Below are 22,391 nucleotides of genomic sequence, written 5' to 3'. Positions count from 1 at the left end.
CAATACGATCCGCGCCCGAGAGGTGACGCAGGTGAACCCGGAAAAACCGCAAACCCACTATTCCCGGTGAATTACCGGGAATCCCGGAACGCGGTCAGCCGGGCAGCAACCGCCACAGGTGGTCGGCGGTCCCGGTGTCGGCGAACTGCACCACCCGAGCGGAATCGGCCAGGGACATGCCGTCGACGGCCAGCACCTTGCCGGAGTTCCTGTTCTGCACCCGCCACAGCCCGTCGGTCGACGGCCGCAGGCGCCACAGGTGGTCCGCGGTGCCGGTGTCGCCGAACTGCACAACCTGGGCGGAGTCCGCGGTCGACATCCGGTCGACGCCGAGCACCTTGCCGGAGTGCTCGTTGCGCAGCCGGAACCACCCGTCGGCGTCCGGGACGAACCGCCAGCGGTGGTCGGCCGTGCCGGTGTCGGCGAACTGCACCACCCGCGCGGAGTCGGCCGTCGACATCCCGTCGACCGCGAGCACCTTGGTGGAGTTCAGGTTCTGCACCTTCACCGGGCCGTCGGGGACGACCCGCCACAGGTGGTCGGCCGTGCCGTTGTCGCTGAACTGCACGACCCGCGCGGAGTCGGCCGTCGACATCAGGTCCACGCCGAGCACCTTTCCGGAACGCGCGTTGCGCAGCCGGAACCACCCGTCGCCGTTGTCGACCAGCTCCCACAGGTGGTCGGCGGCGCCGTTGTCGTCGTACTGCACCACTTGGGCGGAGTCGGCGGTCGACCCGCCGTCGACGCCGAGGACGCGGCCGGAGTGCTCGTTGCGCAGCTTCACCCGCCCGTTGCCCACGTCCAGCAGCCGCCACTTGTGGTCCGCCGTGCCGACGTCGGCGAACTGCACGACGCGGGCGGAGTTCGCCGTCGACATGCCGTCCACCGCCAGCACCTTGCCGCTGTTCTTGTTCTGCACGCGCAGGACGACGCCGGGCGTGCCCCAGCCCCTCGTCCCGCCGGTGCGCGGGAACGACGTGATCCGCAGCCGCGCCGCGCCGGCCGGGATGAGCGTGACGTCGCGGACCGGCGCGGTGCTCGACACCGGGCTGTCGTTCAGGGTGCCCACGACGTTCTCGCCGTCCACCGCCCAGTCCGGGAGGTCCTGCGCCTTCGCGGTGATCCGGATCGGCGCGCCGGCCAGGGTGAACGGGTCCGCGAGGTCGCCGCCGGTCGTCACCGCCATCGGTCGGCCGGGCACCAGGCCGACGTTCCACGCCGAACCGGGCTTCACCTCGTACTCGGGCCACGCCGCGGTGCCGCCGTAGCGGTTCCACCGCTCCTCGACGCGCAGCGAGAACGTCAGCGCGCCGTACTCGACCGACACGGCGTTGTGGTTGGCGGTCCACTCCCGCGTCCGCGGCGCCATCGGCAACCGCAGCACGAGGACGTCGCCGTCCGACCAGGTCCGCCGCACGGTCGCGAACCGGGGGCCGCCCTGGACGGCGACCGCCGCGCCGTTGACGGTGAGCGCCGGGTCGGCGCACCAGCCCGGCACCCGCACCGCGAACGGGAAGGCCAGCGGGCGCGGTGTCGACACGCGGAACGTGATCGTGTCGCCGAACGGGTAGGCGGTGTCCTCGGTGATGGTGACGGCCGTGCCGTCGGCGACCCGCGCGGTGACCGAGGACGGCCCGTGCATCGCCGCCACCACGCCGCCGTCGTTCGTGGCCAGCCACATCTCCTCCACGAAGTACGGCCAGCCCTGGCCGTAGTTGTGCGGGCAGCACCGGTACTGGTCGACGCCCGGCTTGTACGCCTGCATCGCGAAGCCGTTCTGGAACTGGCGGCGGCGCTTGGGCACGTCGTCGAGCTGCACGCCGTTCGCGCTGGTGACGTAGTGCGTGACGCGGCCGGTCGGGTCCAGCGACGCGGGCAGCAGGTTGAACGCCAGGTCCTCGGTCCGGTCGGCCCACACCGGGTCGCCGGTGAGCCGGGTGAGCAGTTCGTGGCTGCCCATGAACTCCACGATCCCGCACGTCTCGAAGCCCTGGCGCGGGTCGCCGTAGCCCGGTCGGGCGTTCTCGTCACCCGCGAAGCCGCCGCCGGGGAACTGGCCGTACTGCCGCATGACCGAGTCGTACGCGCGGTAGGTGGCGGCCGTGTGATCGGCGTCGTTGGACAGCGCGGAGAACTGGGCGGGCTCGCGGAAGCCCTGGGCGATGTTGACGTTGTGCAGGGTCGGCACGCCGTTCGTCCAGTCGGCCGAGTGCTGGTGGACGCGGCGGGTCAGGTCGAGCAGCGCCGGATCGCCGGTGCGGTTGTACAGCCAGAGCACGACGTCCATCGCGTCGCCCCACCGGGTGGCGCCCCAGCCGTCGGCGAACACCGCGTTCGGCTGCCCGGCGACGAAGGCGAAGAACCTGGTCAGCGCCCGGGTCACCCGCTGGTCGTCGTGGTACTCGGCCCACGAGCGCAGCGCGTGCAGCATCGGCATGTGCGGCCACAGGTCGGCGTGGCCGTTGAGCGACCCGCGCAGGGCCGACGGCCCGAAGAACCCGTCCGCGGCCTGGGTGGCGAGCACCGCCCCGATCCACCGCTCGGTGTCGGCGAGCACCCTGGCGTCGCCGGTGACGTAACCGAGGTCGCCGTACCCGCGCAGCCAGTACGGCACCTCCTCCCAGCCGTTCCGGTCCGGGCGCACCCAGCCGGTCGTGTCGAAGTCCAGGAAGTGCGAGACCTCCTGGAGGCGTCCGTTGAGGCCGTTGAGCTGCTTGTCCAGCTGCGTCGCCAGCCAACCGCGGGGGCGCACCGCGCCGGGCGGGAGGCGCAGGAAGGCGGCCGGGCGCAGCGGTGCGCGGTGCGGCGGGTAGAGCGGGCCCTGCTGGGCGGAGGCGGCGGCCGGCAGCGTGCCGCCGACCGCCGCGGCCAGGCTGCCGGCGAGGAGCGTGCGACGGCGTATCGGCATGGTGACGCTCCTCGTGACTCGTGATCGGTGACTCGGTAACCGGCGATGTCGGCGTCGAGCGGGGGGGCAGCTCCAGTTTTCCAACGTTGTACCAACGATGTAAATACTCCGGACAGCTCTACGCCGGCAACCCCGGCCGGTCCGGCCTGTCGCCCGCAAAGCCCTGTGGCGCAGCACCACCGGAGCTCTACCCTTCAGCCAGGAGGCGGTGCCGTGCGACCTGAGGTGCGGGTGCTCGGCCCGGTCGAGGTCATCGGACCGGGCGGTCGGGCGAACCTGCAGGGCGCGCGGCAGCGGGCGGTGGCCGGGGTGCTCGCCCTGCACGCCGGCACGGTGGTGTCGAGGGACCGGCTGGTCGACGTGCTGTGGGACGACGACCCGCCGCGCACGGCGGTGAAGTCGCTGCACAGCCACGTCGCGCGGGTCCGGCAGTCGTTGAGCGGCTGCGGGTTGACCGACGTGCTGCGGACCAGCGAGCCCGGCTACGTGCTGATGATCGAGCCCGAGGCGGTGGACGCGCACCGGTTCGCCCGGGTCGTCGCCACCGCGCGCGCCGCGCCGCCGGACGACGCCGAGGCGGTCGAGCGGCTGCGGGCGGCGCTGGCGTCGTGGCGCGGACCGGCGCTGGCCGACGCCGGCCTGGTCGGGTGGGGCGTCGCGGAGGTCGAGCGGTGGCACGAGTTGCGCCTCACCGCGTGGGAGCACCTGTGGGCGGCCGAACTCCGCCGCGGCCGGCACCACGTCGCGCTGCCCGAGCTGGAACGGCTGCTCGTCGCGCACCCCACGCGCGAGCGGCTGGTCGGGCTCTACATGCTCGCCCTGTACCGGTGCGAGCGGCAGGTGGAGGCGCTGGAGGCGTACCGGCGGCTGGCCGAACGGCTCGCCGACGAACTCGGCGTCGACCCGGGCGCGGAGCTGTCCCGCCTGCACACCGACATCCTGCGCCGGTCCTCCGCGCTGGACCCGCCGCGCCCGGACGCGCCGGACGCCCCCGACGCCGCCCCGGCCCAGCTGCCCGCGCGGGCGGGGCACTTCACCGGCCGCGCCGCCGACCTGTCCACCCTGGACCGGGCGGTCGGGGAGGACGGCGAGTGGCCGGTGGTGTCGATCTCCGGGCCCGGCGGGATGGGCAAGACCTCGCTCGCGGTGCAGTGGGCGCACCGGGTCGCCGGCCGCTTCCCGGACGGCCAGCTGTTCCTCGACCTGCACGGCCACGACCCGGCCGCGGCGATGACCGCGGCGGAGGCGCTGGCCCACCTGCTGCTCGGCCTCGGCGTCCCGGACAGCCGCGTCCCGGCGACGACCGCGGCGCGGGCCGGGCTGTACCGGTCGGTGCTCTACGGCAGGCGGGTCCTGGTGCTGCTGGACAACTGCGGCGACGCCGCCGACCTCGCGGCGCTCGTGCCGGGCGGCACCGCCAGCCTCCTGCTGATCACCGGTCGCGCCAAGCCCGCGTCGCTGATGGTGCGCCACGCGGTGTGCGCGGTGAGCCTGGACGCGCTGTCCGACGCCGAGGCGCTGACCCTGCTCGGCCGCGTGCTCGGCGCCGCCCGGGTCGAGCGCGAGCACCGCGCGGCGACCCGGCTGGTCCGGCTGTGCGGCGGGATGCCGCTGGCCCTGCGGATCGCCGCCGCCAAGCTGGTGATCCGCTCCGACAGCACCATCGAGGACCTGGCCGACGAGCTGGCAGCCGACCGGCTCGACTCGTTGGCCGTCGAGGGCGACGACCGGTCGGTCCGCGCGGTCATCGCCAGCGCCTACCGGACGTTGAGCGCACCGGCCGCGCGCGCGTTCCGGCTGCTCGGGTCGCACCCCGGCCCGCACTTCCCCGCGCACCTGGTCGCCGCCGCCTGCGGTGTCGCGCCCGCGGCGGCCCGGCCGTGGATCGAGGAGCTGGTCGGCGCGCACATGATCGTCGGGGCGGGCGACGGCCGGTACCGCTTCCACGACCTGGTCCGGCTGTTCGCCCAGCAGCGGGGGACGGGGGAGGAGCCCGCCCTCGCCCGGGTGGTGGACTTCTACCTCGCCCTGGCCCGGGAGGCCGCCGACCTGCCGGACCGGCACGCCGCGCTGGCCACCCTCGACGCCGAGCGGGAGAACCTGCTGCCGGTCGTCCGCGCCGCCGGGGAGAACGGCCTGCCCGCCGCGGCCTGGCAGCTCACCGCCGCGCTGACCGGCTTCTTCGACGCCAGGGGCCACTGGACCGAGCGGATCGAGATGTGCCGGGTCGGGGTCGCGGCCGCCGCCGAGCTGGGCGACCCGGCCGCGGAGGGCGAGATGCTGCGCTCCCTGGGCACGGCCTACCGCATCACCCGGCACCTGACCGAGGCGCTGGACTGCTACCCGCGGGCGCTGGAGCTGATGCGCGCCGCCGACGACCGGCGCGGCGAGGCGGCCGTGCACAACAACATCGGCGGCGCCAACGTGGAACTGCGCCGGTTCGACGCGGCGGTCGCCGCCTACCGGCAGGCCATCGCGCTGCACGCGGCCACCGGCAACCGGCGGGGGATCGCGGTGTCGCAGCGCAACCTGGGCTACACCTACGTCCGGATGGGTCGGCCGGAGCTGAGCTTCGAGCCGCTGGGGGAGTCCCTGGCCAACGCGCGGGCCGACGGCGACCTCCGGCTGGAGGCGGGCGCGCTGGACACCCTGGGCGAGGCGTACCTGCTCCTGGACGACGTCGACCACGCCTTGGAGCACTTCCGCGCCGCGTTGGTGCTCAGCAGGCGGGTCGGCGACCGCCGGTTCGAGTCGGAGACGTTGACCAACACCGGGATCGCCCTGCTCGGGCGGGGCGATCCCGGTGCGGCGCTGGTCGACCTGCGCCAGGCGTTGGCGGTCAGCGCCGCGCTGGCCGACCGGCACGGCGAGTCGGTGGTCCGGGCCAACCTCGGTCGCGCGCACCTGGCCCTCGGCGACCTGACCGCGGCCCGCGAGGAGTTCCGCCGCGCCCTGGCCATCCGGGAACGGCTCCAGGACGGCTACGAGGAGGCCCGCCTGCACGACGACCTCGCCGAGGTCGAGGCCAGGTCCGGCCGGCCGGACGCCGCCGCCCGCCACCGGGAGCTCGCCCGGCGCCTGCACGGCGACCCGGCCGTCAGCGCACGATCACCACGGTGAACCGGCCCGTTTCCGGCACGCCGTCGCGCGTCAGCCGGTAGTCCAGCTCGAACCTCTCGTCCGGGTCGCCGGGCCGACCGGCCAGGACCTCCACGGGCGCCAGGCCCTCGCTCGCCCCGGCCGGGATCGTCAGCCTGCCACCCGTGACGCCGACGTAGTCCTGGCCGGGCGTCGCGGTGCCGGCCACCGTCGAGTAGTCGACCGTCACCGCGGTGCCGCCCGGTTGCGAGGGCTGGACCGGGATCCAGCAGGCCGCGCTCTGGTCGCCCTCCGGGCGCACGCAGATCGGGGTGCTCTTGATCTGCCCGGCCCCGCACCAGCTGACGATGGTCACGCCCACCGGCGAGTGCAGGCAGAGCTCGACGGTCTCGTCGGGCTCTGCCTGCTGGTCCTCGTAGATCGGCACCTCGACGATCTTCATGATCGGGGTGTTCAGCGGCCAGCTGACCGTGCCCGTCATCTCCTTGTAGTCGACGTTCGGGGTCGGGTTGCCCGCGGCGGGCTCGGTCTGGAAGCCCACCGACCCCTGGAAGTCGCACCCGGCCGGCGGCGGCGCCACGCTGATGGCGAACCGCAGCGGTCCCTGGTCCTCCGACACCTTCGGCGCGTTGCCGACGCTCACCGACGGCTGGCAGCTGCCCGCCGCCGCCGACCGCGCCGGACCCGCCACCACCGCACCCGCCGCCGCGACCGCCACGGCGACCGCGACCGCCATCATCCGAACCTCCACCTTCGTTCCCCCTGTTCGCTCATCGGCCGTCGTCCGGCCCCCGCACAGGTGTAGCGGCCCCCGGTTGCAGCCGGGTTGTGGAACCCGCCCGGCGACCACAGCCCCGGCACAACCCCGTCCCGGGACGGTCATGCCGTCAACACCACCGAGAGGGGAAAGCACGATGCGCACCAAGGGAAGACGTGCTCCGGCACGAACAGCGTCGGCGTGCGTGGCAGGTCTGGTGCTCGGCCTGCTGTCCACGCCCGGCGTCGCGACCGCGGCGCCGGACCGGGACACCTACCGGGTCCTCACCTACAACGTCGACATGCCGGGCGACCTCGGCGGCTACGAGAGCCGCTACGGCGCCCGGAACACCGAACGGGCCGAGGAGATCGCCGAACGCCTCATCGCGGGCGACGAGGACGGCGACTACGACGTCGTGGTGCTCACCGAGGCGATCGACGTGGAGACCAGGACGACCCTGCGCACCGAACTGGCCGCGGAGTTCGGCTACTCGCTGCCCGACGTCGGCGACGAGGACGTGCTGCTGTTCTCCCGGTTCCCGATCCACGGCGTGCCCGTCGCCGGCAGCGGGTGCGAGCGGATCAACGCGGCGAACCTGTGCGAACTGGCCTACCACGAGTACTCGGCGGGCGACGGCGGGATCGGCTACGTGCGGATCGGCAACCCCCGCTCCGACAAGGCGGGCGACGTCTACTTCACCAGCCTGCAGGAGGGCGACGACCGGATCGCCCACCAGACCAGGGCGACCCAGGCCGACGAGGCGGCCTCCTTCGTGCAGACCTGGTCGAAGGCCGCCGCCGGAGGGGCGGACGTGATCCTGGCCGGGACCCTGAACGTCGAGGCGGGAACGCCCGAGCACACCGACCTGGTGCTGGGCCAGAACGGGTTCGGCCGGGTGAAGCTCGGCGACACCTGGCGGGAGCACGGCTCGCAGTCCGACCCCGGCTTCACGGTGGACAGCGATCGGAACGCGGTGGCGGGCGCGGCGGGCGCGGACCGCCGGGAGCGCACCGACTACGTGCTGTTCCGGCACTCCGCCGAGGTCCGCTCGTGCGTCCAGCACGGGACGCTGGAACGCCACTTCACCGGCACGTTCCTGCACCTCGAACCGAAGCCGGGCGGCACCAAGTCGATCGTCGACCTGTCCGACCACTTCCCGCTGGCGGTCGACATCGGCAAGCCGTTGGCGCACTGCGGCTCGGCGTCGAAGGAGCAGGACGAGGGCGCCAAGTCCAAGTCGACCGACGGCTGGCACTACGGCGACATCACCCGGTTCGGCGGCTTCCAGTGGTTCCACTTCGCGAAGCCGGGCACCTACACGTTCAAGGCGCAGTTGCCGGTGCAGCAGAACATGCTGCTCGACGTGTACGAGTCCACGGACCTGTCGACGCCCCTGAAGCCCGTCGAAGGCGAAGGCGTCCTGGTCACCCCGCCGTGCGGGAGCACGCACTGCCCCGTGACGACGACCGTCACGGTGGACACCAAGGGGCCGTTCTTCGTGCGGCTGCGCATGGAGGACCCGGCGCACGCCGGCCCGTACGGCTTCCACAGCCAGTTCCACCTGGGCGGCAGCTTCGAGGAGGCGGTCTACCTGGACCCGTTCGAGTCGCTGTTCCAGGACCAGATGACCGCGCAGGCGGGCGGGCTGTCCACCGTGCACTACCGGATCACGCAGCACGCGCTGGACAGCGGCCTGCCGCAGACGTTGGTCTTCGACGTCGAGGAGCAGACCATCCCGCTGCGGATCAGGCTGTTCACCGAGGCCGACCTCGTCAACCCCGAGCACGAGACGAGCACCAACGCGCCCTCGATCTCGCTGACCGTGCCCGCCGCGGGGTCGAAGATCCCAGCGGGGGAGCAGGACCTGTTCTTCACCGTCGACGCCGGCTGCCTGAACCCGTGCGCGACACCCACCACCTACCGGGTGGAGTGGTCGACCAGCCTGCGGCGCCTGGACGTGCGCCGACTGGTCGTGATCGACCAGAACGACGACCCCGAGCCCACCGACAACGACGAGATCAGGTGCGAGGTCCGGGTCGACTTCTCCACCGCGCACCAGATGGACTTCGGCACCACGGCCGAGGGCGACAGCCGGTACTTCGACGACCCCTTCCGCGACATCACCTTCGACCAGGAGGTGCAACTGGAGTGCTTCGAGCTGGACGAATCGGCGGCGACCGACGACACCACGCACGTGCGGAAGGTGCTCGCCGGCGAGATCCCGACGGGCGACACCCTGGCGTTCGAGCGGGACTACGCCGTCCACAACGACGGCTCCCCGGACCCGACCGACACCAACGGGATCTACCGGATCGAGTTCGAGGGCACGGGCTGACCGGTCCGGCGCCGCGCCCGGACCTCCCGGGCGCGGCGTCTCAGCCGGTCACCAGGGGTTGCGCCCCGCGCGCCGGCCCCGAGAGACTGCACGCCTCCGCTGACCGTTGGGGGACACCATGCGGACCTTGCTCGTCACCGCGCTCGCCGCGAGCCTGCTGGTGGTCGCTCCCGCGGCGGAGGCGGCGGCCATCTCCTGGCAGCCCTGCCCCGACCAGCCCGCGGCCGACTGCGGCACCGTCCGGGTGCCGCTGGACTGGGCGGATCCGCGCGGCCCCCGGGTGGACCTGGCCGTGTCACGGGTCCGCGCCACCGATCCCGCGCGCCGGATCGGCGTGGTGTTCGTGGACGCGGGCGGCCCCGGCGGGTCCGGCGCGGAGTTCGCCCGCGCCCCCTACCTGAGCGCCGAGGTGCGGGCCAGGTTCGACGTCGTCGGCTTCGACCAGCTGGGCACCAACAACAGCTCGGCGATCCGCTGCTCGTTCGACCAGCCGGTCCCGAACCCCGGCGACGACCCGGTGGACGAGGCCGGGTTCGCCGCGCTGGCCCGGTACAACCGCGCGGTCCGCGACGACTGCCGGGCGGACCACCCGGTGTTCGACCACGTCGACACGGCCCGGTCGGCCCGCGACCTGGACGCCGTGCGGCAGGCGCTGGGCGAGCGGACGATCAGCTTCTACGGCATCTCCTACGGCACGCTGCTCGGCCAGCAGTACGCGGAGCTGTTCGGCTCGCGGGTGCGCTCGATCGTGCTCGACGGCGTGATCGACCACAGCGTCGACAAGCGCCGTTTCGTGCTCGACCGGGCGCGGGCCGTGGAGGAGGCGTTCGACGTGTTCGTCGCGTGGTGCGCGGAGAGCACGACGTGCGCCCTGCACGGGCAGGACGTCCGCGCGGTGTGGGAGAAGGCCCTCGTCGCAGCGGACGAGTCCGGGTGGGGCTCGGGCGAGCTGATCGTGGCGGCGTACTACGAGATCCGCGGCGGCGCGTGGGAGAGCCTGGCGTCGCTCATCGCGGACGTCGGCGCGGTGCGGGCGTCGTTCGAGCCGAACTACGACTCGCTGCGCTACGCCGTGGTGTGCCAGGACTTCGCGCTGCGGTTCGCGGACTTCGGCGAGTACCGGGCGCTGCGCCGGGCCGAGCTGCGCGCCGCGCCCACGTTGCGCGGCACGTTCCTCGGCCACCAGGAGGCGGCCACGTGCGTCGGGTTCACCGACCGCCCGTCCAACCCGCCGCACCGCCTCGACGTCGACAACGGCTCGGCGCTGCTCGTGCTGACCAGCCGCTACGACGTGGCCACGCCGTACCGGTGGGCGCGCAACGTGCACCGGCAGGCGGAGGGCTCGCGGCTGGTCACCTTCGACGGTCCCGGCCACGGCGTCTACCACGCCAACGAGTGCACGCGCGGCGCGGCGGACGCCCACCTGCTCGGCTCCGCGCGGCTCGCGCGCGAGACGACCTGCTAGGACTCCCGCGCCCGCGACCTGAGCACGTCGAACTCGCACCCCGGCGAGTCCGGGTCGAAGCCGTGCTCGATCAGCCAGCGCGACGCCGTCAGGCTGCGCAGCGACCACCAGGCGCGGATCACGTCCCGGTCCGCGTCGCCGTAGCCGGCGAGCAGGTCGTCCAGGCGCTCCTCGTGCCCGAGCGTCAGGATGGCGAGGTCGAACATGGCGTCGCCGGGGGCGGCCTCGGACCAGTCGATGATGCCGGTGACCTCGTCGCCGTCGACGAACACGTGGGTGATCTGCAGGTCGCCGTGGACGAACACCGGTTCCCACGGCCGGAGCGCGGCCTCGGCGATCTCGCGGTTGCGCCGGACCACCTCGGCGGGCAGGACGGCGTTGGCGAGCAGCCACTCGCACTCGCTGTCCAGCTCCGCCGCCACGGCGTCGAGCCGGACGCCCGACCACGGCGGCAGCGGTGCGTCGTGCAGCCCGCGGATCGCGGCGCCCGCCGCGGCCCACGCCGCCGGCGACGCGGTCGACGGTTCGCCGAGGACGCCGAGCGCCTTGCCTGGCACGGCGGCGATCGCGAGCACGGGCGGCTCGTGCCAGAGGACCGCCGGGGTCGGCACCGGCGCCATGGCCATCGCCCGCACCTCGACGTCGGCGTGCGCCGGGTCGCCGTCGACCTTCAGGAACGCGTTGCCGACGCGCAACGTCACGCGCTGGCTGTGGGCAACGACGACCTCGACCTCTTCCACACCGGCCATCCTGGCGGCGACGGTCGCCGCTGTCGCCGGATTTTGCCGGTCAGGAGGACCACCAGGAGAACTCGGCGCGATCGCCGGACCCGTTCACCTGCTCGCGCACGGCGGCCAGCGCCTCGTCCTGGGTCCGGTGCACCCGCAGCACCCCCTCGGTGTCGGTCACCCGCATCGGCCGGGCCACCGCGCGCCGGGCCGCCACGACGGCGAACCCCGCGCCCACCACGTCGGCGCGCTGCCGCGCCTCCACCAGCACCGCGATGCCCATGGAGCCGAAGAAGCCCACGTCGCCCAGGTCGACCACCAGCGCGGACGCCCGGCCGTTCAAGCAGGTGAACAGCCCTTCGCGCACCTCGCGGTAGTGGTCGACGTCGAAGTCGCCGTGCACGGCGGCGACCACCACGCCGTCGTCGCACACGGCCTCGACCGTCACCAGTGGCTGACCGACTTCCCCGTGCACGCCTCTCCTCCGCACCCCTCGACCGCCTTCCACCATTACCCGATCGACGCGGCGCTGACACCGCCATCGTCAGCAGTCGGGGTGGTCCGACCTCGAAAGGTTTCGCAACTTTTTCGATAAGTATTTTTGTGACGCATCTTCGCAGTTTGAACTGGCTGTGCTTAAGGGTGAATCGTTGCAGTTCACAGTGCCAATTGTCTTTCGTAGATGTTTCGATAGTATCGGCCGTGTGCATGGACTGAGGTGGGCAGGAAACGTCACCACCGCCGGGATGTCGGCGACGACGGCCGCGACCGTCGTCAACCGCGCGTGCCTGCGCTCGCCACGTCAGCCGCGACCCGCCACGCCGGTGGTCGAACTCGTCTTCCCGGCCCTCAACAGCGCGTGGGCCATGGAGGTCATGTGCGGCGTGGTCGACTCCGGCCTGGACGTCGTGCTGGCCGCGGTGGCCGGGCGGGGACCGTCGTGGGCCGCCGACCTGGTCCGGAACCGCCGGGCGGGCGTGCTGCTGGTGTCGTGCCGGATCGACGCCGCCGACCAGCGCGCCCTCGCCCGCGCCGGGGTGCCGCTCGTGCACGTCGACCCGGTCGACCCGGCCGGTCCGGACCTGCCGAGCGTCGCCGCGACCAACCGGGCCGGTGGGCTGGCGGCCACCCGGCACCTGCTCTCGCTCGGCCACCGCCGGATCGGGCTCGTCGCCGGACCGCCGGACGTGCTGTGCAGCCGCGCCCGCCTCGACGGCTACCGGGTCGCCCTCGCCGAGGCCGGCATCGCGCACGACCCGGAGCTGGTGCGCTACGCCGACTTCTCCCGCGCGGGCGGCCACGAGCAGGCCCGAGAGCTGCTGCGCCCGTCCCGACGCCCCACGGCGGTCTTCGCGGCCAACGACGAACAGGCGCTCGGCGTGCTGGACGCGGCCCGTGCGGCGGGGTTGTCGGTGCCCGGCGACCTCAGCGTCATCGGCTTCGACGACCTGCCGGCGGCCTCCTGGTCGTCACCGGCCCTGAGCACCGTCCGTCAGCCGCTCGCCGCGATGGGGGAGCGGGCCGGGCGGATGCTGGCCGACCTGATCGCGGGCCGGGCGCCGGCCGCCGACCGGGTCGAGCTGGCCACCGAGCTGGTCGTCCGGTCCTCCACCGCGCGCCCCTGCCGCTCCTGAGGCCCGTCGCGCGACCCGCTGTCCAGGAGCCCTGTGCTGCGGGATCACGAAGTGGCTGCATCGGCCGCGTTTGCGGTCGACCGGGACCGGGCACTCCCGGGTGTCCTGAGTCCCCGACCGGAGGGCGCGCCGGTGCCACCACCTGTCAACGGCAACCTGCTGGGTGGCCGGTACGAGCTGGCCGGGACGCTGGGGATCGGCGGCATGGCCGAGGTGCGCCGCGGCTGGGACACCGTCCTGCGGCGACCGGTCGCGGTCAAGCTGTTCCACCCCGGGAACGAGGACGTCGAGGCGGGCAAGCGGTTCGACAACGAGGCCCGCGCGCTCGCCCTGCTGTCGCACCCGAACCTAGTGCCGGTCTACGACGCGGGCAAGGACGGCCGCGCCGCGTTCGTCGTGCTCCGGCTGGTCGAGGGCCGCACGCTGCGCGAACGGCTCGCCGAAGGGCCGCTGACGGTGGCCGAGGCGCGGACGTTGGGCGCGCTGCTGGCCGACGCGCTGGCGCACGTGCACGAGCGGGGCGTGGTGCACCGGGACGTGAAGCCGTCGAACGTGCTGCTGGACGACGAGGGCACGCCCTACCTGGCCGACTTCGGCCTGGCCCAGCTCGCGGGCGCCACCCGGTTCACCCGCACCGACCAGATGGTCGGCACCGCCGCCTACCTGGCCCCGGAACAGGTCCGCGGCGGCGAGATCGGCCCGGCGACCGACATCTACTCGTTCGGCCTGATGCTGCTGGAGTGCCTGACCGGTCGGCGCGAGTACCCCGGCGGTGACATCGAGGCCGCGCTCGCCCGGCTGCACCGGCCACCGGCTGTGCCCGACGACCTGCCCGCCGACCTGGTGCGCCTGCTGTCGTTGGCGACCTCGCTGTCGGCACGGCGTCGGCCGAGCGCCCCCGACTTCGCCCGGGCGCTGCGCACGGGCGAAGCGCCGACCGTCGCCACGCCCCGGACACGTCGGCCCGCGCCGAAGGCGGCGCTCGCGGCCTCGGCCGCCGGACTGCTCGGCGCGGTCGGCATCGCGTGGGCCGTGCTGCCCGGCACGGGACCGGCCAACTCCGCGCCGGGGGAGACGTCGTCGCAGGTCGTCACCCAGAGCCCGGCCTCGACCTCGACCTCGACCGGGGCGCCGGACCCGACCGACGCCCGGACCTCGACCGGCGTGCTGCCCCCGGTCGAGCAGGTGACGGCGCCGGCCGTCGTGGCGCCCCAGCCGCACCCCGCCGGCGGCAACCCGGAGCCGCCCGGCCACGGTGAGGGCAAGGGCAAGGGGTCCGAGAACAAGGGGAAGGGCAAGGGCAAGCCCTGAGCCGCCCGCCGGCACACCGGTGGAACCCCGCGGCCCCGGTCCGCGTCGGTCCTGCGAAGGTGGCGTGGCGGACACGGGAGAGTCATGGCGGAGGCGTTCGGGCCTTATCGCGTCGGTGAGCTGTTGGGTCGCGGTGGCATGGGCGAGGTGCACCGGGCGTACGACACGGCGCACGACCGCGTGGTGGCGTTGAAGCGGCTCTCCGCCGTGCACAACGACGACGAGGACTTCCGCGCCCGGTTCCGGCGCGAGTCGCGGATCGTGGCACGGCTGCGCGAGCCGCACGTCATCCCGATCCACGCCTACGGCGAGATCGACGGCCGCCTCTACCTGGACATGCGGCTGGTCGAGGGCAGCGACCTGGCCGAGGTCGTCGCGGGCGGACCGCTGCCGCCGGACCGGGCCGTGCGGATCGTCGCGCAGGTGGCGGGCGCACTGGACGCGGCGCACGCGGACGGCCTGCTGCACCGGGACGTCAAGCCGTCGAACGTCCTGGTCACGCCGGACGACTTCGTGTACCTGGTCGACTTCGGCATCGCGCGCAGCGCCCTGCCGTCGGCCACCCACCTGACCGAGTCGGGCGCGGTGATCGGGACGCTGGACTACCTGGCGCCGGAGCGGATCGGCGGCGGACCGGTGGACGGCCGCTCGGACGTCTACGCCCTGGCCTGCGTGCTGCACGCGTGCGTCACCGGCAACCGCCCGTTCGAAGCGGACAGCGCCGCCGCCCTGCTCTGGGCCCACCTCCAGCAGCCCCCGCCGAGCGCATCGGCCACCAACCCCTCCGTGCCGCTCGCGCTGGACGACGTCATCCGCCGGGGCATGGCGAAGGACCCGGCACAGCGCTACCCGACCGCGGGCGCCCTCGCCACCGCCGCGGCCCGAGCCCTTGCGCCCACCTCGACCCCCGCCTCCGACCCGATCCCGCCCCTGGCCCCGATCCGCACCCCAGCCCCGAATCCGGCCCTTCTTCCGCCTCCAACCCCAACCCCGGCCCCGCGCCCGATTCCGACCCCGGTTCCCCATCCGGTGTTCAGGCCCGCGCCACCCCCGCCCGGCCGCAAGGTTCCGACCGCGCCCCTCGTCGCCGGTGTCATCGCCCTGGCTCTGGTGGCCGCGGTGCTGGTCTGGGCGGTGGACTGGACGCCCGGCGGCGCCCTCGCCAACTCCTCCACCATGACCTTCCCCACCACCACGACGACGACCGCCGAGCCCACCACCCGATCCACCACCTCGCCCACGACCACCCAGCGCAGCACCACCACCACCGACGAACGCGCGACCGCCCTGCTCCGACAGCTGCCCGAGGTCTACCGGGACAACCCGACCTGCGCGCCCGAACAGCCGACCGGCGCCGGGGCGGTCGCCACCGTCGCGTGCGCCGAAGCGAACTCCGCGCACTTCCGCTTCCCGCCACCGGACCTGGCCGTCTTCCACCTGTTCCCCGACCGCGCCGCGCAGGACGCGCACTTCCAGTCCCTCGTGCAGGCCAACGGCATCCCGCGCGACGACGACTTCGGCGGCTGCCGCCCCCTGACCCGCCCGGCGCACTACGCCCTGTACTACCGGTCCCAGAGCCAGCCCGCGCCCGGCGAGTTCACGACCTGCTTCGTCGCCGACGGCGTCGGCCAGGTGTGGTGGGTCGACACCCGCACGTCGATCACCGGCACGGTGCGGTCGGCGGCGGCGACCGACCCGGACCGCCTCGACCAGCTGGGTTACTGGTGGAACTCGATGATCCTCACGAAGATGTCCTGAGCGCCGCGAGCTTGCGCCCCAGCACCGTCCGCTCGCGCTCGTTCCCGCACAGCTCCACGGCCCGCTCCAACTCGACCCGGGCCTCGTCGAGCCGTCCCAGCCGGGTCAGCAGCTCGCCGCGGACGCTCGGCAGCAGGTGCGAACCCGCCAACGCCCCGGCCGCCGCCAACTCGTCCACCACCGGCAGCGCGGCGGCCGGCCCGCGGGCCATGGACACCGCCACCGCCCGGTTCAGGTCGACCACCGGTGACGGCGCGAGCCGGCCGAGCGCTTCGTACAGCAGCACGATGCGGTCCCAGTCCGTCGCGCCGACCGACTCGGCGACGGCGTGGCACTCCGCGATGGCCGCCTGCAGCCCGTAGGCGCCCAGCCCGCGCCCGACCTCCGCCGCCCGCGCCAGGGCCGCCCGCCCGCGGCGGATCGCGGCCCGGTCCCAGCGCCGGCGGTCCTGGTGCTCCAGCAGCACGGGCTCGCCGTCCGGCCCGGTGCGGGCCGGGAAGCGGGCCGCGGTCAGTTCGAGCAGCGCGAGCAGGCCGTGCGCCTCGGGCCGGTCCGGCACCAGCCGGGTCAGCACCCGGGCCAGGCGCTGCGCCTCGCCCGCGAGGTCGAACCGGATCAGGTCGCCGCCGGAGCTGGCCGTCGACCCCTCGGTGAAGATCACGTAGATCACGTTGAGCACCGAGCCGAGCCGCGCGTCCCGCTCCTCGGCGGGCGGCACGCCGAACGGCACGCCGGCCGCGCCGAGGGTCTTCTTGGCCCTGGTGATCCTGGCCTGCACGGTCGCCGTCGGCACCAGGAACGCCTTGGCGATCTCGTCGCTGGTCAGACCGCCGACCACGCGCAGCGTCAACGCCACCCGCGCCTCCCGGGACAGCACCGGGTGGCACGAGACGAACATCAGCGCCAGCACGTCGTCGTCCACCTGGTCGGGGTCCCAGAGCACGTCGTCACCGTCCCTGGTCGGATCGGTCGCCGCGCTGCCCGAGAGAGCGCCGCCCTCGCCCAGGTCACGGGCGAGGACGGCGTACTTCTCGTCGAGCGCCGACCGGCGGCGGAACGCGTCGATCGCGCGCCGCCGGCCGACGGTCAGCAGCCACCCGGCGGGGTTGCGCGGCACACCCTCGCGCGGCCAGGTCACCAGCGCCTCGGCCAGCGCCTCCTGGGCCAGGTCCTCGGCCAGCGCGAAGTCGCCGGTGTACCGGGCCAGGGCGCCGACGATCCGCGCCGACTCGATCCGCCAGACCGCCGCGACGGCGTTGCGCCCGGTGGGGTCGCTCAGAGCTGCCCGGTCGCTTCCCGCCACTCCCGCTCCTTCTTGATCCACTCGTTGTCCTGCGGGAACTCGTCGATGGAGGAGACCCGGCGGATCTCGGTCTTGAAGCCGGAGCCGGAGCCGGTCATCGGCATCCTCTTGGCCCACTCGACGGCTTCCTCCTTCGAGGCCACGTTGAGGATGTAGAAGCCGTTGAACAGCTCCTTGGTCTCCCCGTACGGGCCGTCGGTGACCACCGGCGGCTCGGACGAGTAGTCCACGACCACGCCCTCCTCGGCCTCGGTGAGCCCTTCCGCGGCGACCAGCACGCCCGCCCGGATCAGCTCGTCGTTGAACCGCCCCATGACCTCCAGCATCTGGTCGAAGTCGACCTCGCCCATCGCGGCGTAGGCCTCGTCGGTGGCCCGCATGATCAGCATGTACTTCACGGTGTCGTCTCCCTGGCCTTCGTCGGGGCCCGTCCCTCGGGACCCTCTCACCTCCTGGTCGAACGGGTGGGACCGGGGATCGACACGGCCGCCGAACTTTTTTCCGCACTCCTCTCCGCGGCGGCCGCCGCGCGCTCCTGGGCGTACTCGCGCACCAGGTCGCGCAGCCGGTCCAGCACCACCTCGACGTGGCCGGGGTCGGCGCCCGTCGGTGCGACCGCCGCGCCGAGACCGAACTCGCCGGTCGGGTGCAGGCCCAACCGGCACAGCACCCTCCACACGGCCTCGTCGACCCGGCGCAGCTCGGCCACCGTGAACGGCTCCGGGCAGAACGCGGTGGCCGAGCTGCGCCGGGTCCACCCGGGCCCGCTCGACGCCGTCGACCAGGATCACCCGGTGGTCGAACGCGAGGTTGGCGGCCAGCGCCCCGGCCACCGGCACCCAGCGCGCGGCGGCGGCGTCCGTGCCCGCCACCGGCGAGGGCAGGTCCGGCACAAGGGCGAGGTACACCACCGTCACCGCCGGGCAGGGCGTCGCCACCGGGGAACGGCGGTTTGCCGCGCTCGATCAGCAGCACGTGCAGCGCGCCGGAACGCGCGGTCACGATCACCAGGTCGACCTGACCAGAAGTGCTCACCTGTGTCTTCCCGCCACACCGGCCGGTCCAAGAGTGGGCCGGTCCACCAGCGACGAACCGCCACCGGTGCTCTTAGCGTCGGCATGCACCCGTGACCGCCGTCACCTCAACGTGGAGGAACGCGCCATGCCGGACAGTCGCCCCGACCCGACCGCCCACCGTCCCGTCGCGACGCTCGTGGCGGTGCTGGCCCTGCTCGTCGCCACCTGCGCCCACCTCGTCGCCGCACCGCCGCCGGCCGCCGCGGCGACCCTGCAGGAGGTCACCGGGTTCGGCTCCAACCCGGGCAACCTGCAGATGTTCCGGTACGCGCCCGCCGGGCTGACCGCCGGTCGCCCGGTCGTCGTCGCCCTGCACGGCTGCCAGCAGAACGCCGCCGGTTACGGCGGCAGCACCGGCTGGCCGCAACTGGCCGACCGCTGGAAGTTCACCGTCGTGGTGCCGCAGCAGAGGTCGCAGAACAACGCCAACTCCTGCTTCAACTGGTTCGAGCCGGGCGACACCCGCCGCGGCTCCGGGGAAGCGCTGTCCATCAAGCAGATGGTGGACCGGGCCAAGCAGGACAACGGCTCCACGTCCGCCTACGTCAGCGGCCTGTCCGCGGGCGGCGCGATGACCGCGGTCATGCTCGCCACCTACCCGGACGTGTTCGCGGGCGGCGGCATCGTCGCCGGGTTGCCCTACCAGTGCGCCACCACCGTCGGCGCCGCGTTCGGCTGCATGAACCCCGGCACGAACCTCACCCCGGCCCAGTGGGGCGACAAGGTCCGATCCGCCTTCTCCTACTCCGGCCCGCGCCCGAAGGTGTCCATCTGGCACGGCACCGCCGACACCACGGTCCGGCCGCTCAACGGCGCCGAGCTGGTCGAGCAGTGGACCAACGCCAACGGCACCGACCAGACCCCGGACGTCAGCGACACCGTCGCCGGCTACCCGCACCGGGTCTATGGCGGCACGGTCGAGCACTACTCGATCACCGGCATGGACCACGGCCAGCCCGTCGACCCCGGCACCGGCGCGACCCAGTGCGGCAGCACCGCCTCCTGGGTGCTCGACGTGAACATCTGCGCCGCCTACCACCTGGCCCGGTTCTGGGGCATCGACGGCGGCGGCACGACCCCGACCACCACTACGACCACCACCACGACCTCGCGTCCGCCCTACACCGAAACCGTCACCGCCACGGCGACCAACCACTACGTGGCCCAGCGGATCGACGTCACCGAGTACAACAAGCTGGGGGTCCGCTACGGCTACAACACGCCGTTCGCGCTCTACCACTGCGGCGCGGACTGGACGGACAAGGCCGACTGCTCCGCCATCTGAACGCGGGGACGACCTTCCCGGTGCTTGAGGGCTTACCGCCTCAGGGCTTGACGTCGTGCCGCCGGACGTGGTCGAGGACCGCCTCGGCCACGAGCCGGTGCACAGCGGCGGGCAGGCCGTGCCCGAGGTCCGGCACCACCAGGAGCCGGGCGTCGGGCAGCAGGCCCGCCAGGTGCCTGCCGAAGCCCGGCGGGTAGAACGGGTCCTCGGCGCCCTGCACGACCAGAGTCGGGGTGGTCGCGCCACGCAGGTCGTCCGCGCCGCGCGGCAGCGGTGTCGAGCCGAGCCGCACGTGCGCGGTGGCCGGGGCGAACGTGCCGGCGTGCGCGATGGCCCGCTCCTCCAGCCGCCGGTACTCCGCCGCGTCGAACGGCAGCGCGTCGCCGTGCAGCTCCCGCCACAGCGCGACCCGGCGGTCCAGCTCGGCCTCGACGTCCGCGCCCGGCTCGGCCAGGGCGATCACCCGCTCCAGGCGTTCACCGTCGGCGGGCCGGTCCTCGCCGTCGCTGCCCATGTCGAGCGCGCCGGTCAGGGCGAGGGTGAGCGAGCGCAGGCGGTCGGCGTGGTCGACCGCCAGCAGCTGGCCGATCAACCCGCCCATCGACAACCCGACCACGTGCGCCCGCTCGACACCGTGGGCGTCGAGCACCGCCACCGCGTCCCGGGCGAGGTCGCCCAGGTCGTAGGTGGGCTCGGCCGCCGACGACCTGCCGGTGTCGCGGTGGTCGTAGCGGACGACCCGGCACCCGCCGCGCAGCAGCAGGTCGACGAACCCGTCGGGCCAGCCCGTGGCCGAGGTGTTGGCGCCCATCACCAGCAGGACCGGCGTGCCCTCCGGGTCGCCCAGGTCCTCGCTCCAGAGCTGGACGTCGGCCACCCGCACCACGCGTTCCGCCACCGCGACCCCCCAAGTCCTTGATCGACTGGCTCAACCTACCCATGACGTCCGCAGCGGCCGGGCCCGGTCGCCGCCGTGCTCCCGCGACCCACGTCCGCGGCCTCTGGATCGGTTCCGCGCAAAACCGGTTAAGCTCCGGAGCCGCGCCCCGCCCGGCGGGCGCGGACCACCAGGGGGCACGGGGTGACGCGATGATCGACCAGGACCTGCGCGAGCAGGCGGAGACCGAGCTGCGGCACCGCATCCTGCCGTTCTGGCTGGGGCTGGTCGACCGCGAGCACGGCGGCATCCACGGCCACGTCGACGCGGACCTGGTGGTCCACCGCGAGGCGGACAAGGGCGCGGTCCTCACGTGCCGGTTCCTGTGGACCTTCTCCGCCGCCCACCGGCTGTTCGGCGACCCCTCCTACCTGGCCGCCGCGCGGCACGCGTACCGGTTCGTCACCGCGCACCTCCTCGACGCCGAGCACGGCGGGGTGTTCTGGTCGGTCGACCGCACCGGCGCGCCGGCGGACACCGACAAGCACGTCTACGCCCAGGCTTTCGCGCTCTACGCGTTCAGCGAGTACCACCGCGCGACCGGCGACCCGGACGCGCTGGCCCGCGCGACGGCGTTGCACGACCTGATCACCGGCGTCGGGCACGACCCGGCGAGCGGCGCCTACCGCGAGCAGTTCGACCGGGCCTGGACGCCGAAGCCGAACGCCCTGCTCGGCGAGCACACCCTCGCCGACATCACCATGAACACCCACCTGCACGTGCTGGAGGCGTTGACCGCCTACCACGTCGTGGCGCCGACCCCGGCCGTGGCCGATCGCGTCACGGCGTTGCTGCACACCTTCCGCGACCGGTTCTACGACCCGCGTCGCCGCTCGCTGCGGGTGTTCCTCGACTCCGGGTGGCGCGAGCTGGGCGACGTCATGTCGTTCGGGCACGACGTCGAGGCGAGCTGGCTGATCGACGAGGCGTGCCACGAGGTCGGCGGCGACCTGTCGGACGTCGTGGTCGGGCTGGCGTCCGGCACGGCCGAGCGGGCGGTGCTCGCGGACGGCTCGGTGGCCAACGAGTCGGTCGGCGGGCGGCTCGACGCGACCCGCGTCTGGTGGGTGCAGGCCGAGGCGGTCGTCGGCTTCCTCAACGCGCACGAGCGCACCGGCGACCCGGCGTTCCGCGCGCTGGCGCTCGACACCTGGGACTACATCGCCACCGGGGTGGTCGACCCGCGACCGACCGGCGAGTGGCTCTACGGCCGGGACGCGGCCGGCGTGCCGCTGCGGAAGGAGGCGGCCGGGATGTGGAAGTGCTGCTACCACAACGGTCGCCTCTGCCTGGAGCTGGTGCGGCGGCTCGCGGTGGCCGCGGACCTTGACCGGGGAGCCGGACTCGTCGGTCAACCGGGGACCCGGAACGCGGCGACGTAGCGGGCCGGGTCGCGGCCGAACTCGCCCTCCCGCCGGCGGACGGCCTGGTCGGCGAACGTGGTCCCGGTGTCCGGCACCTCCCGGACCGGGTCGAGCAGGTCCAGTGCGCCCGGGCGCTCCAGCCCGGCCCCGACCCGAGCGCCCAGGCCCTCACCGGCCAACCCACAGCGCGGGCACGGCCGGGATGTGCGAGTGGGGAGGGCTGTCGGCGGAGCGCAACTCGCGCATCAGCGCGCCGCGCGGCTTCGGCACCCACGGCACGTCGTCCACGAGCAGGGCGCGCACACCCCTCGGGCCCGCGTAGGGCACCGCCGGCCCGGTGGCCGGATCGACGATTCTCCGCCGCTCCCCACCGGAATTCCGATCACCGGGGCGGTGCGCGGCAATCGCTCACCCGATCGGGCGGTAGCGAC

General features: G+C 73.8%; 18 protein-coding genes. 8 read left to right on the top strand and 10 right to left on the bottom strand.

The window, feature by feature from the left end:
* Nucleotides 1-94 precede the first annotated feature (94 nt).
* Complete coding sequence (locus AB0F89_RS27360) at nucleotides 95-2,908, bottom strand: RICIN domain-containing protein (RefSeq protein ID WP_367128483.1); 2,814 nt, start codon at nucleotides 2,906-2,908, stop codon at nucleotides 95-97.
* A 213-nt stretch (nucleotides 2,909-3,121) separates the two neighbouring features.
* Here AB0F89_RS27360 and AB0F89_RS27355 point away from each other — a divergent pair, with 213 nt between their 5' ends.
* Nucleotides 3,122-6,028: a BTAD domain-containing putative transcriptional regulator gene (locus AB0F89_RS27355; protein ID WP_367128482.1), complete on the top strand. Its 2,907-nt coding sequence runs from the start codon at nucleotides 3,122-3,124 to the stop codon at nucleotides 6,026-6,028.
* Here AB0F89_RS27355 and AB0F89_RS27350 read toward each other — a convergent pair.
* Nucleotides 6,006-6,758, bottom strand: coding sequence for a Calx-beta domain-containing protein (locus tag AB0F89_RS27350; protein ID WP_367128481.1), 753 nt, complete (start codon nucleotides 6,756-6,758; stop codon nucleotides 6,006-6,008). The genes AB0F89_RS27355 and AB0F89_RS27350 overlap by 23 nt on opposite strands.
* 211 nt (nucleotides 6,759-6,969) lie before the next feature.
* On the opposite strand from AB0F89_RS27350, the gene AB0F89_RS27345 reads away from it, so the two are divergent.
* Both AB0F89_RS27345 and AB0F89_RS27340 read left to right on the top strand, forming a co-directional pair.
* Entirely contained in the window at nucleotides 6,970-9,099 is a 2,130-nt protein-coding gene (locus AB0F89_RS27345) for a hypothetical protein (protein ID WP_367128480.1), read from the top strand.
* A 118-nt stretch (nucleotides 9,100-9,217) separates the two neighbouring features.
* Complete coding sequence (locus AB0F89_RS27340; RefSeq protein ID WP_367128479.1) at nucleotides 9,218-10,564, top strand: alpha/beta fold hydrolase; 1,347 nt, start codon at nucleotides 9,218-9,220, stop codon at nucleotides 10,562-10,564.
* Here AB0F89_RS27340 and AB0F89_RS27335 read toward each other — a convergent pair.
* Together AB0F89_RS27335 and AB0F89_RS27330 are read right to left on the bottom strand one after the other, a co-directional pair.
* Nucleotides 10,561-11,313, bottom strand: coding sequence for a phosphotransferase family protein (locus AB0F89_RS27335; RefSeq protein ID WP_367128478.1), 753 nt, complete (start codon nucleotides 11,311-11,313; stop codon nucleotides 10,561-10,563). The two genes, AB0F89_RS27340 and AB0F89_RS27335, sit on opposite strands and share 4 nt — an antisense overlap.
* Nucleotides 11,314-11,353: 40 nt before the next feature.
* Nucleotides 11,354-11,767, bottom strand: coding sequence for an STAS domain-containing protein (locus AB0F89_RS27330; protein ID WP_367128477.1), 414 nt, complete (start codon nucleotides 11,765-11,767; stop codon nucleotides 11,354-11,356).
* Between the two features lie 271 nt (nucleotides 11,768-12,038).
* Between AB0F89_RS27330 and AB0F89_RS27325 the strand changes: the two genes are divergently transcribed.
* From AB0F89_RS27325 to AB0F89_RS27315, 3 genes are all read left to right on the top strand, one after another.
* Complete coding sequence (locus AB0F89_RS27325; RefSeq protein WP_367128476.1) at nucleotides 12,039-12,926, top strand: substrate-binding domain-containing protein; 888 nt, start codon at nucleotides 12,039-12,041, stop codon at nucleotides 12,924-12,926.
* Between the two features lie 132 nt (nucleotides 12,927-13,058).
* Entirely contained in the window at nucleotides 13,059-14,237 is a 1,179-nt protein-coding gene (locus AB0F89_RS27320) for a protein kinase (RefSeq protein WP_367128475.1), read from the top strand.
* Nucleotides 14,238-14,321: 84 nt separating this feature from the next.
* Nucleotides 14,322-15,995 carry a serine/threonine-protein kinase gene (locus AB0F89_RS27315; RefSeq protein WP_367128474.1) on the top strand — a complete coding sequence of 558 codons (1,674 nt, stop codon included), beginning with the start codon at nucleotides 14,322-14,324 and terminating at the stop codon, nucleotides 15,993-15,995.
* Here AB0F89_RS27315 and AB0F89_RS27310 read toward each other — a convergent pair.
* From AB0F89_RS27310 to AB0F89_RS27300, 3 genes are read right to left on the bottom strand one after another with little or no spacing between them, the layout of a single operon-like run.
* Nucleotides 15,979-17,274, bottom strand: coding sequence for an RNA polymerase sigma factor (locus AB0F89_RS27310; RefSeq protein ID WP_367139012.1), 1,296 nt, complete (start codon nucleotides 17,272-17,274; stop codon nucleotides 15,979-15,981). The genes AB0F89_RS27315 and AB0F89_RS27310 overlap by 17 nt on opposite strands.
* Nucleotides 17,271-17,696, bottom strand: coding sequence for a YciI family protein (locus AB0F89_RS27305; protein ID WP_367128473.1), 426 nt, complete (start codon nucleotides 17,694-17,696; stop codon nucleotides 17,271-17,273). The genes AB0F89_RS27310 and AB0F89_RS27305 overlap by 4 nt, the downstream gene beginning before the upstream one ends.
* A gap of 47 nt (nucleotides 17,697-17,743) precedes the next feature.
* Entirely contained in the window at nucleotides 17,744-18,007 is a 264-nt protein-coding gene (locus tag AB0F89_RS27300) for a hypothetical protein (protein ID WP_367128471.1), read from the bottom strand.
* A 452-nt stretch (nucleotides 18,008-18,459) separates the two neighbouring features.
* On the opposite strand from AB0F89_RS27300, the gene AB0F89_RS27295 reads away from it, so the two are divergent.
* Entirely contained in the window at nucleotides 18,460-19,659 is a 1,200-nt protein-coding gene (locus tag AB0F89_RS27295; protein WP_367128469.1) for a PHB depolymerase family esterase, read from the top strand.
* A 40-nt stretch (nucleotides 19,660-19,699) separates the two neighbouring features.
* Here the strand turns inward: AB0F89_RS27295 and AB0F89_RS27290 are convergent, their stop codons facing one another.
* Nucleotides 19,700-20,557, bottom strand: coding sequence for an alpha/beta fold hydrolase (locus AB0F89_RS27290; RefSeq protein ID WP_367128468.1), 858 nt, complete (start codon nucleotides 20,555-20,557; stop codon nucleotides 19,700-19,702).
* A gap of 191 nt (nucleotides 20,558-20,748) precedes the next feature.
* Here AB0F89_RS27290 and AB0F89_RS27285 point away from each other — a divergent pair, with 191 nt between their 5' ends.
* Nucleotides 20,749-21,978 (top strand): AGE family epimerase/isomerase, encoded by a 1,230-nt coding sequence (locus AB0F89_RS27285; RefSeq protein ID WP_367128467.1) that lies wholly within the window; start codon nucleotides 20,749-20,751, stop codon nucleotides 21,976-21,978.
* Here the strand turns inward: AB0F89_RS27285 and AB0F89_RS27280 are convergent.
* Both AB0F89_RS27280 and AB0F89_RS27275 read right to left on the bottom strand, forming a co-directional pair.
* Nucleotides 21,948-22,139, bottom strand: a complete 192-nt coding sequence (locus AB0F89_RS27280; protein WP_367128466.1) for a hypothetical protein — start codon at nucleotides 22,137-22,139, stop codon at nucleotides 21,948-21,950. The genes AB0F89_RS27285 and AB0F89_RS27280 overlap by 31 nt on opposite strands.
* A complete protein-coding gene (locus AB0F89_RS27275) occupies nucleotides 22,129-22,287 on the bottom strand; it encodes a hypothetical protein (protein ID WP_367128465.1) in 159 nt (52 codons plus the stop codon). The genes AB0F89_RS27280 and AB0F89_RS27275 overlap by 11 nt, the downstream gene beginning before the upstream one ends.
* Nucleotides 22,288-22,391: the final 104 nt, after the last annotated feature.

The sequence above is a fragment of the Saccharothrix sp. HUAS TT1 genome (assembly GCF_040744945.1).
GTDB lineage: Bacteria > Actinomycetota > Actinomycetes > Mycobacteriales > Pseudonocardiaceae > Actinosynnema.
Note: the sequence above shows the minus strand (reverse complement) of the source record. Positions and strands in the feature narration are given on the sequence as shown.

Excerpts from the sequence above, each read along its gene's own strand:
- AB0F89_RS27360 (WP_367128483.1), bottom strand. The coding sequence starts at position 2,908 with ATGCCGATACGCCGTCGCACGCTCCTCGCCGGCAGCCTGGCCGCGGCG.
- AB0F89_RS27340 (WP_367128479.1), top strand. The coding sequence starts at position 9,218 with ATGCGGACCTTGCTCGTCACCGCGCTCGCCGCGAGCCTGCTGGTGGTC.
- AB0F89_RS27335 (WP_367128478.1), bottom strand. The coding sequence starts at position 11,313 with ATGGCCGGTGTGGAAGAGGTCGAGGTCGTCGTTGCCCACAGCCAGCGC.
- AB0F89_RS27325 (WP_367128476.1), top strand. The coding sequence starts at position 12,039 with ATGTCGGCGACGACGGCCGCGACCGTCGTCAACCGCGCGTGCCTGCGC.
- AB0F89_RS27315 (WP_367128474.1), top strand. The coding sequence starts at position 14,322 with ATGGCGGAGGCGTTCGGGCCTTATCGCGTCGGTGAGCTGTTGGGTCGC.
- AB0F89_RS27295 (WP_367128469.1), top strand. The coding sequence starts at position 18,460 with ATGCCGGACAGTCGCCCCGACCCGACCGCCCACCGTCCCGTCGCGACG.
- AB0F89_RS27285 (WP_367128467.1), top strand. The coding sequence starts at position 20,749 with ATGATCGACCAGGACCTGCGCGAGCAGGCGGAGACCGAGCTGCGGCAC.